The organism is Plantactinospora sp. A48, from assembly GCF_055793945.1.
In genome coordinates, this window is sequence record NZ_JBTIXF010000013.1 from 38,024 (window position 1) to 55,984 (window position 17,961).

Genomic DNA, 17,961 nt, shown 5'->3' on the forward strand with positions numbered 1-17,961 from the left:
AGTTACGCAGGCTCCACTGCCGGTTGGCGCCGCCGGTGCAGGACCACAGCTGCGAACGGTCTCCGCTGCGATCCGGCAGGGTCGCGTCACTCGGATCCGGTGCGGGATGTTGGATAGGGGTGTTGCCGGACCCCTTGGGAGCGCCCGCCGTGAACCCGTACGATCAGCTCGCCGGTCTTGACCTGCCGAACCTCCAGGTGTTGGAGGCGGCCCTGGCCCTGGGCGGCCTGGTCACCGAGGCAGAGGTGTCGGCGTTGGTCGGCGCTGACGCGACGCCGTACCTGCGGCGCGCCGCCGATGCCGGACTGGTCGCGTCACTGCGGGGCCGGCTCGCGGTGAACAGCGTCCTGCGGGAGGTCTTCGCCCGTCCGCTGGGTGTCGGCCCGTCGGCTGACCAGCTGATCACCGTGTTGAACGTCGATGACCTGAAGGTTGTCGCGAGCAACCTGGGACTGCCCACGAAGGGCCGCAAGGCAGACCTGCTCGAGGCGGTGGCGAACTTCTTCCGCGATGCGGACAACGTGCAGGGTCTGGTCAAGCGGATGCCACCCAGAACGCGGACGGCGTTGGAGGAGGCTGACCGGGACGGTGGACGGATCCGTCGCTACGGCGGCACCGGCATCGCGTCGCGGGGTAGGGCTCCGAGCCGCTATCGGCAGGTGCATCCGCTGGACTGGGCCGAGGAGCACGGGATGGTCTACCGAGTGACCTGGGAGGACTACCAGTTGGCGAGCCAGGTCACGCTCGCCCTGCGGGGAGTGGACTACCGGGCTCCGTTCCAGCCGCAGGAGCCGACGGTCACCTGGCTCGCGCCGGATCCCGTGGCGGTACGCCGCGACGCCCAGGCGCAGGGCATCGCCGCGGTCGGGCTGATGTCGACGCTGCTGGACGGGGCTGGGCGTACACCGCTGGCCACGGTCAAGGCCGGCGGCGTGGGTGTGCGCGAGCTGACCCGGACGGCGAAGACGCTTGGCGTGCCGGTCTCCACCGTGCGGCTGCTGCTGGCGGTCGCGGTGGAGGCCGGGCTGGCCGAGCTGGGCGAACGCGTGATGCCGACAGCCGCGTACGACCGCTGGCTCGGTCTCGGCCTGGACCGGCGGCTGGCGGTGCTGCTCAACGCGTGGCGCGACCTGGACTACCTTCCGTCGTCGCAGACCGGTCCATGGGCGCCGGACTACGATCATTCCTGGTCCGCGCACGCCCGGATGGCCGCGCTGCGGTCGTTGGGTGACCGGGCGACGACGAGCGTCGAGCAGGCCACGCAGTGGATATGGTGGCGGCAGCCGCTGGCCTTCGGCGGCGCCACCACGGTGCGCCGCCTGCTGGACGAGGCGATGACCCTGGGCGCTCTCGGCGCGGGCGCGATCAGCCCCGCCGGACAGGCGCTGATCGCCGGCAGAGACATCGCCAAGGCCGTCGGCGACCTGGGTGAGGTGTCCAACACCGCTCGGCTACAGGCCGACCTGACCGCGGTCGTGATGGGAACACCAGGCCCCGCGCTGGCGGAACTGCTCGACGCCGTCGCAGCCGTGGAGTCCCGGGGCACGGCCACCACCTGGCGCTTCAGCCCGGCGACGGTACGCGGCGCGTACGACGCGGGCTGGACCGAGCACCGCCTGACCAGGGCCCTGACGAAGATCGCTGAATCCGGACTGCCGCAACCGCTGAGCTATCTGCTGGCCGACGTCGCCCGCCAGCACGGATCGGTCCGTGTCGCACCCGTGGCCAGCACCCTGGTCAGTGACGACACCGCGCTGCTGGCACAGATCTGCGCCGACAAGCGACTGGACAAGCTCAACCTGCGGCTGCTCGCCCCAACCGTGCTGGCCAGTCAAGCCGCCACGACCGACACGATCGCCGCCCTGCGCAAGGCCGGCTATGCGCCCCGCCAGCAGAACGCCGACGGTCGCGACGTCATCGAGAAGGCCCGCCGCCATCGCGCCTGACGGATCGACGGCCGGCCGAGATCATCGCCGTACGCCGATCGCGGTCAGCTGAGTGCGGATCTGCTCGGCCTGCGGCATGCCGAGCTCGACGTAGCGAGCGAGCGCCTGGTGATAGTGCTGGCGAGCCTGGTCATCGTCGCCGAGAGCGTGGTGGGCGCGGCCAAGACCGGCATGGGCGCGGGCCTGCTGGTCGAGCGCGCCGATGTCGGTGGCGATGCCGAGCGCGGCAGTGTGGTGGGCGACGGCGTCAGAGCACTGACCGGCGGTCTGGGCCGCCTCTCCGAGTCCATTGAGCGCGTAGGTTTCGCCGTCCCGTCCGCCGGTCTGGCGGAAGATGGCCAGCGCCTCCTGGTGGTGCCGGACGGCTTGCGCGGACTGGTTGAGGTGGGTGTGGAGGATGCCCAGGCTGTCCAGCGTCCACGCTTCACCGTCGCGATCGCCGCGCTGCCGGTACAGGGTCATCGCCTGTTGGATGTGTTCAGCCGCCAGGTCGTACCGGCGGATTCGCACCTCGACGTCGCCGAGGTTGCCCAGCATGGACGCCTCCCCGACCCGGTCGCCGGTCTGCCGGCACAGGGCGAGGGCCTGCCGGTAGTGCTCGGCGGCCGGCTGGTAGTCCCCGAGCCGCGCCGCGACGAAGCCGAAGTTGCCCAGTGCGCGGGCCTCACCGGTGAGGTCACCGGCCTGCCGGTAGCGGGTCAGCGCCTGCTCGTGACGGTCGGCGGCCTGCCGGTAGCGGCTCAGCCGCGCTTCGACGATGCCCAGGTTGGTCAGGGCGCGTGCCTGACCGGTGCGGTCGCCGGTCAGCTTGTGCAGGTTCAGGGCGCGGTCGAAGTGGTCGACGGCCTGATCGAACCGGCCCATCTGGACGTACGCCGCGCCGAGATTGGTCAACGCGTGTGCTTGCCCCTTGGCGTCGTCGGTGTTGCGGGCGGCGTCGCGGGCGTGGCCATGGATGGTCAGGGCATCGTTGTGGTATCCGCCGTTGAGGTAGCGGAAGAGGATGGTCGACAGCCGAGTGGTGTGGCTCGGCCAGCCATGGGTGGCGGTGTGCCCGGCCATCGCGACCAGGACGACGCGCTCAGCGTCCAGCCAGGCACGGGCCGTTCCCGCCTCGGTCAGGAACGGTGTCGGGGTGGCCGGCGACGCGACCCGTGGGCGTCGATGCGCCTCTGCGGGGTGCAGGGTGTCCATCGCGGCGGCGCTCGTGGCCAGGTAATAGTCAAACAGGCGGGTCAGCGCCGCGCGCCGTTCGGGTGGCGGATCCTCGTCGCCTGCCTTGTTGACGGCGAAGACGCGGATGAGGTCGTGCAGGGTGTACCGGCCGGGGCTGGCCTCCTGTAACAGGTGGTCGCGGCGCAGATCGCGCAGGTGAGCCCGCGCGGTGCGCAGGTCGAGATCGCACAGGGCCGCGGCTGCGTAGGCGTCGAGGTCCTGGCCGGGGTGCAGCGCGATCAGCCGGAGCAGTCGTCGCCGATCGGCGGACAGCCGTTGGTAGGACAGGTGGAGGGCGAGTTCCACACCGTTGTCCAGGCGGCGTTCGTGGCGGCGTTCGTCGAGCCGGTCGGCGTGATCGGTGAGGGTCCAGCCGGGCTTGCCGCGGATGTGCCCGGTGACCAGTCCCAGGGCCAGCGGCAGGTGGCCACAGCTCCGGGCGATCCGAACCGGGGCCTGTGGATCTGTGCCGACGGGGGTCCCGGGCACGGCCTGGGTGAGGAACACCACGGCCTCCTCCGCGGTGAAGACATCCAGGGTCAGGCGTGTCGCGGGCGGCAGGGCGGTGAAACCCCGCCGGCTGGTGACCAGCGTGATGCAGCCGGGAACGTCCGCGATCAGTGGGCGGACCTGGTCTTCGCCGGCGGCGTTGTCCAGGATGACCAGCGTGCGTGTGCCGGCGACGCATTCCTGGAACGCGGCGGCGCGGGCGCCCAGATCCTGCGGGATCTCGCGGCCGGGTACGCCGAGTAGGCGCAGGAAACCGTCCAGGACCGCGGCTGGATCAGCCGGCGGCTGGGCCGGGTCGGAGTGGAACCCTCGCAGGTTCACGAACAGGACGTGCTCGAAGGGTCTCTCCTGGGCGAGCAGGTGCCCGGCGTGGATGGCGAGCTGGGTCTTGCCGACGCCGGCCATGCCCTCGATCGCCGAGATCACCACCGCGCCGCCGCCGCGCTGACCGGGTTGGAGTGCGCTGCGCAGGCGGTCCAGTTCGATGGTGCGACCGGTGAACTCGGCCAGGTCCCGGGGCAGGCCGTCCTGGACGCGGACCTGCGCCGCCGCCGTTGTCTCCCCGCCGATCACCCGCATCGCCTGGCGCCACTGCGTCACGTACCCGACATCGGGGTGCAGTGCCTCGACCACCGCGACGACCAGGTCGGAATTCAGCCGCCGCCGGCCATAGCGGAAACAGTCCACCACAGTGGTCTTGCCGGCCAGCTCACCGGTTGGCCGTCCGGCCTCTGACCACGCCGCGTTGATGCGGTCCTTGATGGTCTCGTAGGACGGGTCGCCGGCCCAGACCTTCAACAGCCGCAGCCGTTCGACGACATCGTCGAGGGTGCTGGCCTGCCCGGGGTCGGGCGGGTCGGCGAAGGTGTCGACCGGCGGGCCGGCCAGCTCCCGCCGAGACTGGGACGGCATGGCTCACCTCCAGTTCGGGTCGATGCCCTCACGTGCCTCTCAGGTTAACGACGGCGGGCATCCCACCGCCGTTCGGATTCGGTCGGAATGCGCCAGTCGGTCCCACCGGTGGTGTTCAGTCGAGAGGACTGCCGTGCCCGGGAGGCGCGCAGCAGCCGTAACCACTGACGGGCCACACCATGGAGGAAAGCAATGCGGAGGATCCAAGCCCAGCGGTCTCTGGCGTCAGTCGGGGCCATAGTCGCCCTCCTGATGGGACTCGCCGCCCCGGCGTCCGCCCAGGCCAGCTCGACGACCCCCACCGGCATGGTCTCGACCCTGGCTGGCGGACCGTGCGGATCGTCCTACTCGCTGGTCACCCACTACCCGGTCAACAGTCAGGCGACCGGCGAGATCAACATGTACCTGGACGTCTACTACTCGTCGACCGCGAAGCGGAACTGCCTCGTCGCCAATCACGCCGGCAGCGCGTACGGCACGAGCCTGTCCTCGCTGGCGGAGATCCGGCCGTCCGGGTCGGCCTGGCCGGCGTGCCCGAGCGTCGGCTGCGACGAGGGCAACTACAAGTACTACGCGGGACCGGTGTACACGCCGTCCGGCGTGAACATGTCCGGCAGGTGCGTTGACGTCGGTGGTCTGGCCGGCATTCAGACCGACAAGATTTTGTACAGGATCAACTGTGGCTGAGGGGTTCCCGATGAAGCGACTTCTTGTGACCATCGCCCTGCTGGTGCTGACGTTCGGCGGGTTGGCGAGCCCGGCACACGCCGCCGGTGAGGCCCAGTTCGGGGTCGCCGCGGCCAACTGCCAACACTCGAAGGGCGCGGGCAGCGTCGTGTCGGCGGACTACATCCGGACCAACGCCGGCGGCCAGGCGATCGGGGCGGTCCAACTGTGCCGAAGCGGGTCCTACTACTGGGCGTACATGGTCATGTATTCGCCGCTCCGCTCCGGCTACTGGGGCAACGCTCTCCTGTTCCGCTCCCCGGACGGCGCCAAGTGGTCGTGCAACTCCAGCGGCGGGAACCTGTACGTCGAACCCGGTCAGACGATGTGCTGGACGCCTCGGATCTATTCGTCCAGCACCAGCCAGACCTTCCTGGCCCAGGGGTACGTCTGCGTCGGGGTCTATCCGAGCGAAGCCCAGTACTACGCCGACGGGCAGACGGCCTGGCGGCGCTGAGCGACTGCGGACAGGAGAACCCGGGGCGGCCTCTTGGAGGACCGCCCCGGTCGTCGCCGGCCTCCGCGGGTCGGCCACCCTTGCGGGATACATTGACACACGTCGGTGTTAGCGCTAACTTTCGGCTCAGGTAAGGACAGTCCACCGGCCCCGGGCCAACTTGCTGACTCGCGACGCGGTCCGGAAACCCGGCACGCCCACCCAGGCGGTGCCGGAGGCCGACCGGCGGCAGTCCCCTGCCGCCCACGGACGGCGGGCAGCACCGAAGACCGGCGCCGGGTTACTCCTAGGAGCCCGCATGTCCATCGTCACCCCCGATCCGGGACGAGCCGGTCAGCCGTACAGAACCGGCGACCCGGGGCCGTCCACCCGACCCGCCCACCCCGGCGGTGCCCGGCGCCGCCGGCTACTCGCGGAGGGACTGGCGCTGCTGATGCTGGTCGCGGTCGCGGGCTGGTGGGTGAGCGTGGGCGCCGCCCAACCGGCGCAGGCTCTCGGCAACGGCCTGGCGCTCACTCCGCCGATGGGCTGGAACGACTGGAACTCGTACGGCTGCAGTGTGTCGGAGTCGCTCGTCAAACAGACCGCCGACAAGATCGTGTCCTCGGGGCTCGCCACGGCCGGCTACCAGTACGTGAACATCGACGACTGTTGGATGCAGCACAGCCGCGACTCGGCGGGCAATCTCCAGCCGGACTACGCGAAGTTCCCCGACGGAATCTCCGGCACGGCTGCGTACGTGCACTCCAAGGGGTTGAAGCTGGGCATCTACGAGGACGCCGGCACCGCCACCTGCGCCGGCTATCCCGGCAGCCTCGGGCACGAGGCCCAGGACGCACGGTCGTTCGCGTCGTGGGGCGTGGACTACCTGAAGTACGACAACTGCAGCAACGCGGGGCAGACCAGCCAGCAGCAGTACATCGCCCGGTACACGGCGATGCGCGACGCGCTCGCGGCCACCGGGCGGCCCATCGTCTACAGCATCTGCGAGTGGGGATCCAGCTCACCGTGGACGTGGGGCGCGAACGTGGGCAACCTGTGGCGGACCACCGGTGACATCTCCGCGTCGTTCTCCAGCATGCTGTCCATCTACCGGCGCAACGTGTCCCTCGCCCAGTACGCCGGCCCCGGCGCCTGGAACGACCCGGACATGCTCGAGGTGGGCCGGGGCATGTCCACCGAGGAGGACCGCACCGAGTTCAGCCTCTGGGCGGAGATGGCCGCACCGCTGCTGGCCGGCAACAACCTGGTCACGGCGAGCGCCACCACACTGTCCATCCTGGGCAACCGGGCGGTGATCGCGGTCGACCAGGACCCGCTGGGCAGGCAGGGCCGGGAGATCAGCTCCGCCGGCGGGCTGCACGTCCTGGCCAAGCCGCTGGCCAACGGGGACGTCTCGGTCGTGCTGTTCAACGAGAACTCCGGGACCGCGACGATCAGCACGACCGCGGCCGCGATCGGCAAGAGCGGATCCGCGACGTACGACCTCGCCAACCTGTGGACCGGCACGAACAGCACCACCAGTGGCACGATCAGCGCCAGCGTCCCGGGGCACGGCGTGGTGATGTACCGGGTGTCGGGGGGCAACACCAGCCCGTCGCCGTCGGTCTCACCCACCTCGTCCTCACCGTCGCCGTCGGTCTCCCCCACCTCTTCCTCACCGTCGCCGTCGGTCTCCCCCTCCACGTCGCCGACCACGGGTACGCCGGCCCCCTGCCGGGTGTCGGCTGAGGTCAACGCCTGGAACACCGGGCTGACCGAGACGGTCACCATCGCCAACACCGGTGGCACCGCGATCGACGGCTGGTCGTTGGTCTTCACGCTTCCTGGCGGGCAGACGATCACCAACGGTTGGAACGCGACGTACAGCCCGTCGAGCGGGCAGGTGACCGCGAGGAACGTCAGTTACAACGGCGCCCTGGCGGCCGGTGCCTCCACCTCGATCGGTTTCCAGGCCACGCACACCGGCAACGCCGCCGCCCCCACCGCCTTCACGCTGAACGGCACCCCCTGCGCCACCGCCTGACAGCCGGATCGGTCCGAAAGAGTCCTCCCAGCCACGGCCGGCCACCCGCCGACCACGGCCGGGAGGACTCTTTCGGGTACGCCCCGACAGCGCGCTGAGTGTCGCGCGGCGACGGGCCGGCTGCCACGTGACCCGGTTCGCGTGGTCGGGTCGCAACTCCCACCAGGCGCGCGCGCCGTGCGGGCCTCCTCCCGCCAACCGACCACCGGCAGCGGCGGGTCCGGCCGGCGTCCGACAACGTCCGTTCCCGGACCATCCGAAGGGCCGGGAGAGGTAGACGCTCCTTGATACGCTCCCGTGGCCCTAGCCTAAGGAGAGACACCGAAGTGAAGAAACGATCAAGCGTCGCGGCCGTGCTCGCACTCTCAATCGGGATCACTGTCGCCTCGACGGCGCCGGCATACGCCGCCACGGACAGGAGCGGGGCGGAACGACTGAACATCCCGAACAGCAGCGCGTGCCGGGCGGGTCGTACGGTCCTGGAAGGCTTGGTGGCGGGTCCGGGCGGCCAGCTCTACATCATTTTCTCGAAGGGAAGCGCCGGGGAGCCGGTCCTGTCCAGATGGGTTCGCGACGGCTCAACCTGGGACGGCGCCAGTTGGACCTGCGCCGGGGCGCCGACCTCGATGCCCGAACTCGGCCATGGCAACGACCTCGCCTACAACCCGAACTATCTGGGCCACGGACCAGCCCTGATCGCCACCCAGGGAAGCCAGTCCGCGTTTCCGAGCGACGACGTGACGATCGTGCACCTGAACAGCAACGGGACCTTCGGCGCGACCGAGGTGGTCCATCTGCCCACGGGAAACATCAGCGGCCTCTGCTACAGCGCGACGGCGGCCGGCGGAGCCGGCAGGTACGCCGCCCGACGGTTGAACAGCCTGTGGACCCATCCCGGTTCCGGATCGCTGACAAGTGGATGGACCCTGGTGAAGAGCAACCTGACGAGTCACGACAATCGTTCCGACCAGGGCATCGACTGCTCCGAGAACTACATCTGGAGCACCAGGTCGATCAACGACTCGACGCCCGACACCGGATGGAACTGGGTGTACCAGTACAACTGGTCCGGGGGCGACGTGGAGAGCGACATCGGGATTCCGGGCAACAACCTGACCGATGAGATCGAGGACATCACCCACATCGGGAGCGATTTCTTCGTCGGCATCAACCGAAACGGCGGGAGCGCCGACTCCGTGAAGGTGTTCACCGAGTAGTCGTCGACGCCAACGGTGGCCAGGTGGCAGCAACGGCTGCCACCGGGACGTTCAGCCGGCAGGGCGGTCACGACGGGCGGGGAAGCACGACCAGCCTGCCGCCCGGGAGATCGGTGCGCTGCCAGGCAGCCTCGATCTCGCTCTGCTGCCGGACCTGGAACGGCACGCCGGAGCCGCCGGTCGCCGGCCGGCCGGGTTCGTGGGTGATCGTACGATCTGGACTGAGATCCGGACGGGTGAGCGGGGGGGCGCAGTGAGCAGCAGGGTGTTGGTGTCGGGAGCGAGCATCGCGGGGCCGGCGTTGGCCCACTGGCTGCATCGGCGGGGAGCCGAGGTGACCGTGGTGGAGCGGACGCCCGAGCTGCGTCCCGGCGGGCAGGCCGTGGACGCGCGCGGGGTGACCAGGGAGGTCATCCGGCGGATGGGGCTGGACGCGGCGGTCCGCGCGGCCCGCACCGAGACCGCTGGCGCGTACACGGTGGATGCCGACGGGACCGTGCTGGAAACCTACCGCGCGGACGACGACGGCGGTGACGGCTACATCGCGGAGATCGAAATCCTGCGCGGGGACCTGTCCCGGGTGCTGTACGACGACACCCGGGACGGCGTCGAGTACGTCTTCGGCGACCGGATCGCCGAGCTCACCCAGGACGCGGACGGGGTCGACGTGGCCTTCGTGGGCGGCGACCGGCGGCGCTTCGATCTGGTGATCGGGGCGGATGGGCTGCACTCGGCGCTGCGAGCGATGGTCTTCGGCCCGCACGAGCGGTTCATCCGCCATCTCGGGCGGGTGCTGGCCTTCTACAGCGCCCCCAACGAGTTCGGGCTGGACCGCTGGTTGATCAACTACCAGGAGCCCGGGTCCGGGCGTTCCGCCGGCCTGCGGCCGATCCAGGACGCCAGCCGCGCGATGGCCATATTTTCCTTTCCCGCGGCCGACTTCGACGTCGACCACCGTGACGTCGCGGCGCAGAAGCGGCTGCTGCGGGAGCGGATGGACGGTCTGGGCTGGTTGACCCCGCGCATCCTCGCGCACCTGGACGACACCCCGGACTTCTACCTGGACCAGGCCGCGCAGGTGGTGATGGACCGCTGGTCCAGCGGGCGGGTGGCGCTGCTCGGGGACGCGGCGTTCAGCTCGTCGCCGCTGTCCGGGCAGGGCACCGGGCTGGCCCTGGTCGGCGCGTACCTGCTGGCCGGTGAGCTGGCCGCCGCCGGCTGGGACCCGGCAGCCGGATTCGCCGGGTACGAGGAACGGATGCGCTCGTTCGTCGAGGCCAACCAGGAGATCGGCCGGTTGCACGCGCGCAGCCTCGACGTCTCCGGGCCGGACGCCGCGCCAGGCCCGGAGTTCGACGGCGAGTGGTTCACCGAGCTGGTCCAGCGCGCACTCAACGGCGTCGAACTGCCCGACTACCCGGGAGTGCCGGACTCCGGCGCGGCGGCCGGAGCGCCGATCAGCTCGTCGGCAGTGCCGTAGGCCGTCGCCTCGGGTGGGCTGAACCAGCGGGCCCGTCGAGGTCGGCGAGCATCTCCGCCACCGCCTGGTGAAGTCCAATGGTCGTACCGGTCGCCGATTCCGTGTGGACCAGCAGGGCGGGGATCCCGACGGCCTCGGCGCCCCGTACGTCGGCCACCGGGTTGTCACCGACCATCCACACCCGGGCCGGCTGGCCCATCGCCCGCATGGCGTGTTGGAAGATCCTCGGGTTCGGCTTCTCCCAGCCGACCACGGCCGAGGTGAAGATCGCGTGGACGTGCTCGCCGAGGTCGAGCTGATGCACGATCTGGCCCAGCTCGGGCACGTGGTTGCTCAGTATGGCGTTGCGCCAACCCGCCCCGGCGACCGTCCGCAGTGCTGCCGGAGCCTCGGGGAAGACCGTCCACCTCTCGGTGGCGGTGTACCGGTGCCGGAACAGCCGGGCGGCCTGCTGCGCCCGGGCCGAGGCCACACCCGCGCCGCGGAGGGCTCCGGTGAAGACGAGTTCCAGCTCGGCCCACCAGGTGTCCGCGTCGGTCAGATGTTCGTGACCCCGGTCGTGCTGGTGCCAGGGAAGTCCCGGCCGCAGGAGGGGCAGGATGTCATCCCGCCCGATCTCAGACGGTTGGCCACCTGCTTCGGTCAGGCACTCGAGCAGGCAGGTGCTCCACGTTCCAGAGCGCCGGGCCAAGGTGCCGTCGAAGTCCCAGAAGACCACCGGAGTTGACACGCGATGATCCTCACCGCTCGACGGCCGATCCGCAAGATCCAGCTCGGTCGGGCGGTGCGGGCGACCCGGCCCGGAGCCGGGTCACCCGCACCGCTGGCGACGGCGCTAGTTCCGGTACCGGAAGAGGATCCGGCCCCGGGTCAGGTCGTACGGACTCAGCTCCACGAGCACGCGGTCGTAGGGCAGGATCTTGATGTAGTTCTTACGGATCTTTCCGCTGATGTGGGCCAGCACCTTGTGGCCGTTCTGAAGCTCCACCCTGAAGGTGGCGTTGCGCAGGCATTCGAGGACGGTGCCCTCAAGTTCGATGCCGTTTGATGCTCTTGCCATCGTCAGCGCCTCCTTTCGGTCGCGGTCAGCGCAGGACCAGTTCGAGATTGCTGCCGGTGCGCGCGGCGCCGATGCCCTCGAACAACGCCGTGGCGGCCGGGTTGGATTCGCTCACCTCGGCCGAGGCCGTCTCCCTGCCGATCCGGTACAGCGCGCCCAGGGCGTGCGCCAGCAGCGCCCGGGCGATGCCGCGGCGCTGACACTCGGCCCGGACGGCGATCAGCCCTATCCGGGGCAGCCGGGTCACCGTCGCGACCCGCAGCAGCCCCACGTACCGGCCGGACTGTGCCGCCACGGCGTACTTCGACGGGTCGAGCCCGGGGCGGACCAGCACCTCGGCCGGCATGTCCGGCCAGCCGGGGCCGGCCTCGACCTGCGCCCGGATCGCGTGGTCGAGATCACGCAGCGGGCCCTCCTGCGCGCTGCCGAAGGCCAGAACCGTCACGCCGGGCAGCGGCGGAACCGAATCAAGGCCCGTGGTGCGTGGGTCGGTGGGTACGGCGTACTCCCACTCGCGGCGCCGCGTGGTGAAGCCGGCTCGCTGCCACTGGGTGACCAGGTCGACGTCGACCTCGTCGACCACCGTGTACAGCGGCCTCGGCAGGGCCGCCAGCATTGTCTCGGCCAGTCGGTCGAAGGCCGTGCCGTGCCAGGCGTCGACGCTGACGAACATTCGCCCGTCGGGCCGGCGCGACACCTCGCCGCGGCCGACCACGAGGTCGTCCTCCAGCGCATGCCACTGGCCGGACGCGACGCGCGAAATCAGCACGGTATGGCTGAATTCCACAGGGTTCATAACTGGTGCCTTTCGGGATCGCCTCAGGGGGCGCTCCCGGCGACACCTAGGTCAGTAGCCGGTCCGTGACGACGAGGGGAGCACCCACATCGATACAACGTTCACGGGTCTCACCTCCTCGGCTGGTGTCACGGCGCAGGGAAACTATCAGCCCGTCCCCCACTCCGTCCAACCCGTTTCCCCGCCAGGCAGGGTGGCGACCGGCCGGGCCCGCACCTTCACCAGGGTCGACACGCCGGTGGACGGCCAGCCGGGGCGGCAGCCGGTGGGCTGCCGCCCACGGCAACCCACCGGCCCTCGTCACGACCGGCGCAGGGTCGCGAGAGCCCCACCCCAGGCCACGACCTGGTCGAGCATCCGGTGCAGGATCGCCTCCTGATGCGGAGCCGGCCGTACCTCACCGTCCTCCCCGAACTCCGTGAAGAGGTTGAGCGCCACCTGGTCACGAACGTCGGCGAGGTGCAGCTCCGACATGACCGGGCGCAGGTGTTCGACGGCCCGCGTGCCGCCGGCGAGGCCGTACCCGATGAACCCGGCGGATTTGTTGTGCCACTCGACATAGAGGTAGTCGAGGGCGTTCTTCAGCGCCCCGGTGTACGAGTGGTTGTACTCGGGCGTGACGAACACGTATCCGTCGTACGAGTCGATGGTGCGCGCCCAGCGGTGGGTGTGCGCACCGACGTAGTGCTCCGCGCCCATCGCCGCCGGCGTGGATTCGTCGAGGTGGGGCAGGTCGAAGTCGGCCAGATCAACGATCTCGTACTCCGCGTCCCCCCGTTGCGACGCGAGCTTGTGCGCCCACCGGGCAACGGCCTCACCCCGCCGCCCTGGTCGGGTGCTGCCGATGATGATGGCGATCCGCATGAATCCTCTTCTCGGGATAGCTGGACGTGCTCACTGCGTCGGGGCCGGACGGAGCGGCCACGTTCGTCGTGGACCGCCTCCAACGGAGGGCCACGGCAGTCCGCTCGGGACCACGGCGCGGCCGGGCGGGAATCCCCATCAGCTTGCTGGCGTCCACGATAGCGGGCCGATCGTTGGAACTCCAACGCATCGCTAGACTGGCGAGGTGTCTGAGCAACGGGCCCTCCCGGGCGCCCCACCGGTCCGGCTACGACGGTTGACGTCCTGGCTGCTGCACCAGGCGGCGAGCCGCGCCAACCGGCTCGTGGGGCGACGGCTGGACGAGCCGGGCGACCGGATGCGCTACGCCCTCCTCGCCGGCGTCGAGGAGTTCGGCGAGACCAGCCAGGCGGAGCTGTGCCGTCGACTCGGCATAGACCCCGGGGATGCCGTGACCACGCTGAACGGCATGGAGTCGGACGGGTTGCTGCGACGTACGCCGGATCCGACCAACCGGCGGCGGAATCTGGTCCACCTCACCCCGCGAGGCAGGGCCCGGCTGGCACAGCTCGACGGGCTCGTCGACGCGGCACAGGATGAGCTGCTGGCGTCCTTGACACCGGCTCAGCGCGATCTCCTCGCCAGCCTGCTGCGTCAGCTGGCCGACATCCCACCCCCCGATCCGCCCCGGGTTCCCGACTGACGTTGACCCTGCCGACCGGCGCCAGGCGCACCGAGCAGCCCCATCCGGCGTTCTCGCACCCAGCGCCGCCCGCCACGGCTCAGTCGACGCCGACCAACGACTTCCGGTTGACGAACTCGATGATCGACCCGGCGATATAGCTGATCATCTCCGGGGTCAGGCCGGGATAGACGCCGACCCAGAAGGTGGCCTCGGTGACGATGTCACTGTTGGTCAGCTCCCCGCTCACCCGGTGGTTCACTCCGGCGTAGGCCGGGTGGCGGGTCAGGTTGCCGCCGAAGAACCGCCGCGTCGAGATCCTCCTCGACTCGAGGAAGGCGACCAGTTCCTGCCGACTGTACGGGGCATCCGGCAGCACGGTCAGCACGAAACCGAACCAGCTGGGGTCGGCTCCCGGCGTGGGCTCCGGGAGCAGCAGTCCCGGTACGCCGTCCAGGGCCGCGCGCAACTGCTGCCAGTTACGCCGACGGGCCGCCCCGAACTCGTCGACCCGGCTCAGTTGGGTCAGTCCGAGTGCCGCCTGCAGGTCGGTCGACTTCAGGTTGTACCCCACGTGCGAGAAGATGTACTTGTGGTCGTACCCGTGGGGCAGGCCACCGAGTTCCTGATCGAACCGTTTCTGGCACCGGTTGTCCTCGCCGGGGTCACACCAGCAGTCCCGGCCCCAGTCGCGCATCGACTCCACCAGCCGGGAGAGCGACAGGCTGTCGGTCAGCACGCACCCGCCCTCCCCCATGGTGATGTGATGGGCCGGATAGAAGCTGACCGTGGTCAGGTCACCGAAGGTCCCGGTGAGCCTGCCCTCGTAGCGTGAACCGACCGCGTCGCAGTTGTCCTCGATCAGGTACAGGCCGTGTTGCCGGGCCAGCTCCGCGATCTCCCGCACCGGGAACGGATTGCCGAGCGAGTGCGCCATCATGATCGCCCTCGTACGCGGTCCGATGGCTGCCGCGACCCGTTCCGGGGTGGTGTTGTAGGTGCCGAGTTCGATGTCGACGAACACGGGAACCAGCCCGTTCTGCACAATCGGATTCACCGTGGTCGGGAAGCCCGCCGCGACGGTGATCACCTCGTCTCCGGCCCGGAGCCGCTCGTCGCCCAGCTTCGGCGAGGTCAGCGCGGCGAGTGCCACCAGGTTCGCCGAGGAACCCGAGTTGGTCAGATGCGCCTTCCGCAGGCCGAAGTACCTGCCGAACACCCGCTCGAACCGGCGCGAACTCACCCCGGCGGCGATCCGCAGGTCCAGTGCGGCCTCGACCAGGGCCAGCCGGTCATGCTCGTCCAGCACCGCGCCCGACGCCAGCAGCTGGGTCACTCCCGGTACGAACTCGAACGCTGCGGATTCCCGATGGTATTCGCCCACCAGTTCCAGGATCCGGTCCTTCACAGTCTCCATGAGATTCCTCCGACGTTCGAAACGGGCGGCTGTCCGGCGGGATGGGTCGGGTCACGGGCCGGGAAGCAGGATCGCGCGTTCCCGCACGCGGTCGACCAGTTCGGCCTGGGTCACCACCGCGTCGCCCTCCAGCCCGGAGGGGACGCCGTCCCGGATCCGGGCGACGAAGGCCGACACGACGGCGGCGAACTGGTCCGTCGCGGGCACGGTCAGCTCCTCGACCCGGTCCTGTTGTTCGACGCGGATCACCGGAGAGTGCGTGGGAGGGGGCGTGTAGGCCCAGAGCGTCGAGATCCGGCCGCTGCTGCCCCAGAGCGAGTACCGGGAGCGATAGGCGTGTTCCATGCCGAAGGTGAGGTGGGCGGTCACCCCGTCCCGCCGGCCGAGCAACGCCGACCCACCGAGGTCGACGCCCCGTTCCTGGTCCTGGTGCAGGACGGAACCGATGACCTCCAGCTCCGGACCCAGGTACAGCAGCGCCGTGCGGATCGGATAGACACCGATGTCGGTGAGGGCGCCGCCACCGATGGTCGGGTGATAACGGATGTCGTCGGCCGGCTTCGCCGGAAAGGCGAACTCCGCCGTCAGGGAACGCAACTCCCCGATCGCCCCGCCGGCCACCAGCTCCCGCACCCTCGCGTGCTGGGGGTGGCACAGGAACATGAAGCTCTCCAGCAACACGAGGTTGCGGGAGTCGGCGAGCGCGACCAGCCCGGCGGCTTCCTTCGCGTCGTAGGTGACGGGCTTCTCCGACAGGACGTGCTTTCCGGCGCGGAGCGCACGCTCGATCCACTCGGCGTGCAGCACCGCCGGCAGTGGGATGTACACGGCATCCAGGTCGGGGCGTTCGAGCAGCCGCTCGTAGCCGACCATCGGCTCGCCGCCGAAGCGCTCGGCGAACCGCTCCGCCTTCTCCCCGGTCCGGCTGGCGATCGCCAGCAGTCGCACCTCGGGGTTGGCGACGATGGCCGGCAGCATTCGGCGATACGCGATGCTCGCGCAGCCGAGCACACCGATACGCAGTGGCGTGGCGTTCATCTGCCCGCTCCGTTCGATTCGCCGGGACTGCCGTCGTCAACGGCCATGCTTCTCGGTCAGCTCCGCCAGGACCGGGACCAGGTCCACCGGGCTGGGCATGGCCGTCAGTTCCTCGTGGAGTTCCACCGCGCGCTCCCGGAACGACTCCTCGGTCAGGACCCGCCGCAGGCTGTCCCGCACCCTCTCCACGGTCAGATCCCGCTGGTCGATCAGGATCCCGGCACCGCGCCGGGCGACCCGGTTGGAGAAGTCGACGTATTCCGAACCGTCCTTCGGGATCAGGATCTGCGGCACTCCCTGCGCCAGCGCGGCGGCCAGGGTGCCGGTTCCGCCGAGGTGGATGATGGCCGAGCAGGTCGGCAGAAGAAGGTTGAGCGGGACGTACTCGATGACCCGGACGTTGTCCGGGATGCTCGTCACGCCGGCCAGTTGGGTGGCGTTCAGCGTCGCGACCACCTCGACGTCCAGGTCCGCCGCCGAGTGGAGGATCTCCGTCACCGATATCTCGTTGCCCGCGAACAGTTCGCGACCACTCGTGCCGAGCGTGAGGCAGACCCGTGGGCGGCGCGGCGGCTCCAGCAGCCACTCCGGCACCACGGCGGCGCCGTTGTAGGGCACCGGACGGACCGGAACGTAGTCCAGTTCGACCGGCAGCCGCATGTCGGGTGGTGTCGGATCGATCGTCCACTGACCGACCAGCAGTTCCTCGTCGAACTCCTGGCCGAACCGCTCCAGCGTCGGCCTCATCATCTCGGCCATCAGGTCCAGCCGCGGCTCGTCGGCAGGTGACCGGTCGAGCCGGTCCCGGAACCTGCTCCTGATCCAGCCGAACCGGTCAAGCCCCCACAGCAGGCGGGCGTGGACGGCGCCACCAGCCCGGGCCGCCACCGGCGCGGGAAAGAACAGTGGATCCCAGATCACCAACTCCGGGCGCCAACTCCGGACGAAGTCCACCAGCTCATCCGTCATCCGCGACTTCGGGGTGCCGGCCGGGTCCGTGGCGTGGTACATGGCGAACGTACAGACCGCGTAGTTGCGAACCATCTGCCACAGGTTGCTGTCGGCGGGATCCACGCCCACCGCCTCGGCGATCTGGTGCAGCGTGTCGTTGTCGAACGTGGCCTGCACGGCGGCGGCCAGATCGATCTCCTCGCCCAGCGACACGGCGGTGAGTCCGGTGCCGGTGATCGTGTCGGCCATCGTCGGATGCTTGTGGGTGACCACCCGGACCTCGTGCCCGACGCTCTGCAGGGCCCAGGCCAGCGGGGCCAGTGGCAGCAGGTGGGACGTGACCGGAAGGATGGCGAACAGGATACGCATACGGACGGTTCCGTTCTGCTAGAAATCGCACGAAGACAGCCGCGCACCAATGCTGTGCAGTTCGACCAATGGATGACATCGTCAGCGCTTCGCAGATAGGGTGTCAAGCTTTCCCATGCAGGACTGCGGCAAGATTTCGTCAAATCATCGCCAACCGCGAGGCCACCCGTCGGATCAATAGCAAAGAGCCGCATCGCGGTGTTGCAGCAATGCGGGTTCCGCACTATCGTTGTATCGACCAACGTTGACGTTCAACAATCGCCCGACACTGCGCTCCACCCCAGTGACGCCGAGAATTTCGGAATGTCATGCCGAA

General features: G+C 69.7%; 15 protein-coding genes. 7 read left to right on the forward strand and 8 right to left on the reverse strand.

Features of this window, described 5'->3' with window-relative positions:
* Window positions 1-149: 149 nt before the first annotated feature.
* On the forward strand, window positions 150-1,946 hold the full coding sequence (locus tag ACXN5W_RS09820) for a helicase-associated domain-containing protein (protein WP_473157878.1): 1,797 nt from the start codon (window positions 150-152) through the stop codon (window positions 1,944-1,946).
* Window positions 1,947-1,967: 21 nt separating this feature from the next.
* Here the strand turns inward: ACXN5W_RS09820 and ACXN5W_RS09825 are convergent, their stop codons facing one another.
* Window positions 1,968-4,583 carry a tetratricopeptide repeat protein gene (locus ACXN5W_RS09825; protein WP_473157879.1) on the reverse strand — a complete coding sequence of 872 codons (2,616 nt, stop codon included), beginning with the start codon at window positions 4,581-4,583 and terminating at the stop codon, window positions 1,968-1,970.
* A gap of 252 nt (window positions 4,584-4,835) precedes the next feature.
* On the opposite strand from ACXN5W_RS09825, the gene ACXN5W_RS09830 reads away from it, so the two are divergent.
* The 5 genes from ACXN5W_RS09830 to ACXN5W_RS09850 all read left to right on the forward strand — a co-directional run bounded on the left by ACXN5W_RS09830 (window position 4,836) and on the right by ACXN5W_RS09850 (window position 10,489).
* Entirely contained in the window at window positions 4,836-5,270 is a 435-nt protein-coding gene (locus ACXN5W_RS09830) for a hypothetical protein (protein WP_473157880.1), read from the forward strand.
* A 10-nt stretch (window positions 5,271-5,280) separates the two neighbouring features.
* Window positions 5,281-5,766 carry a hypothetical protein gene (locus ACXN5W_RS09835; protein ID WP_473157881.1) on the forward strand — a complete coding sequence of 162 codons (486 nt, stop codon included), beginning with the start codon at window positions 5,281-5,283 and terminating at the stop codon, window positions 5,764-5,766.
* Window positions 5,767-6,199: 433 nt separating this feature from the next.
* Entirely contained in the window at window positions 6,200-7,792 is a 1,593-nt protein-coding gene (locus ACXN5W_RS09840) for a cellulose binding domain-containing protein (protein WP_473157963.1), read from the forward strand.
* A gap of 326 nt (window positions 7,793-8,118) precedes the next feature.
* Entirely contained in the window at window positions 8,119-9,009 is an 891-nt protein-coding gene (locus ACXN5W_RS09845; RefSeq protein WP_473157882.1) for a hypothetical protein, read from the forward strand.
* Window positions 9,010-9,262: 253 nt separating this feature from the next.
* Window positions 9,263-10,489: an FAD-dependent monooxygenase gene (locus tag ACXN5W_RS09850; protein ID WP_473157883.1), complete on the forward strand. Its 1,227-nt coding sequence runs from the start codon at window positions 9,263-9,265 to the stop codon at window positions 10,487-10,489.
* Here ACXN5W_RS09850 and ACXN5W_RS09855 read toward each other — a convergent pair.
* The 4 genes from ACXN5W_RS09855 to ACXN5W_RS09870 form a co-directional block, all read right to left on the reverse strand.
* On the reverse strand, window positions 10,467-11,219 hold the full coding sequence (locus ACXN5W_RS09855) for an HAD family hydrolase (protein WP_473157884.1): 753 nt from the start codon (window positions 11,217-11,219) through the stop codon (window positions 10,467-10,469). The genes ACXN5W_RS09850 and ACXN5W_RS09855 overlap by 23 nt on opposite strands.
* 105 nt (window positions 11,220-11,324) lie before the next feature.
* Entirely contained in the window at window positions 11,325-11,549 is a 225-nt protein-coding gene (gene infA / locus ACXN5W_RS09860; RefSeq protein ID WP_473157885.1) for a translation initiation factor IF-1, read from the reverse strand.
* A gap of 25 nt (window positions 11,550-11,574) precedes the next feature.
* Window positions 11,575-12,318 (reverse strand): GNAT family N-acetyltransferase, encoded by a 744-nt coding sequence (locus ACXN5W_RS09865; RefSeq protein ID WP_473157886.1) that lies wholly within the window; start codon window positions 12,316-12,318, stop codon window positions 11,575-11,577.
* A gap of 327 nt (window positions 12,319-12,645) precedes the next feature.
* Window positions 12,646-13,209, reverse strand: coding sequence for an NADPH-dependent FMN reductase (locus ACXN5W_RS09870; protein WP_473157887.1), 564 nt, complete (start codon window positions 13,207-13,209; stop codon window positions 12,646-12,648).
* A 205-nt stretch (window positions 13,210-13,414) separates the two neighbouring features.
* Between ACXN5W_RS09870 and ACXN5W_RS09875 the strand changes: the two genes are divergently transcribed.
* Window positions 13,415-13,891: a MarR family winged helix-turn-helix transcriptional regulator gene (locus tag ACXN5W_RS09875; protein WP_473157888.1), complete on the forward strand. Its 477-nt coding sequence runs from the start codon at window positions 13,415-13,417 to the stop codon at window positions 13,889-13,891.
* Window positions 13,892-13,970: 79 nt separating this feature from the next.
* On the opposite strand, the gene rfbH is transcribed toward ACXN5W_RS09875, so the two are convergent.
* The 3 genes from rfbH to ACXN5W_RS09890 are packed head-to-tail and all read right to left on the reverse strand — an operon-like array spanning window position 13,971 to window position 17,645.
* Window positions 13,971-15,287, reverse strand: coding sequence for a lipopolysaccharide biosynthesis protein RfbH (gene rfbH / locus ACXN5W_RS09880; RefSeq protein WP_473157889.1), 1,317 nt, complete (start codon window positions 15,285-15,287; stop codon window positions 13,971-13,973).
* Between the two features lie 51 nt (window positions 15,288-15,338).
* Entirely contained in the window at window positions 15,339-16,325 is a 987-nt protein-coding gene (locus ACXN5W_RS09885) for a Gfo/Idh/MocA family protein (RefSeq protein ID WP_473157890.1), read from the reverse strand.
* 36 nt (window positions 16,326-16,361) lie between these two features.
* On the reverse strand, window positions 16,362-17,645 hold the full coding sequence (locus ACXN5W_RS09890) for an activator-dependent family glycosyltransferase (protein WP_473157891.1): 1,284 nt from the start codon (window positions 17,643-17,645) through the stop codon (window positions 16,362-16,364).
* Window positions 17,646-17,961 lie beyond the last annotated feature (316 nt).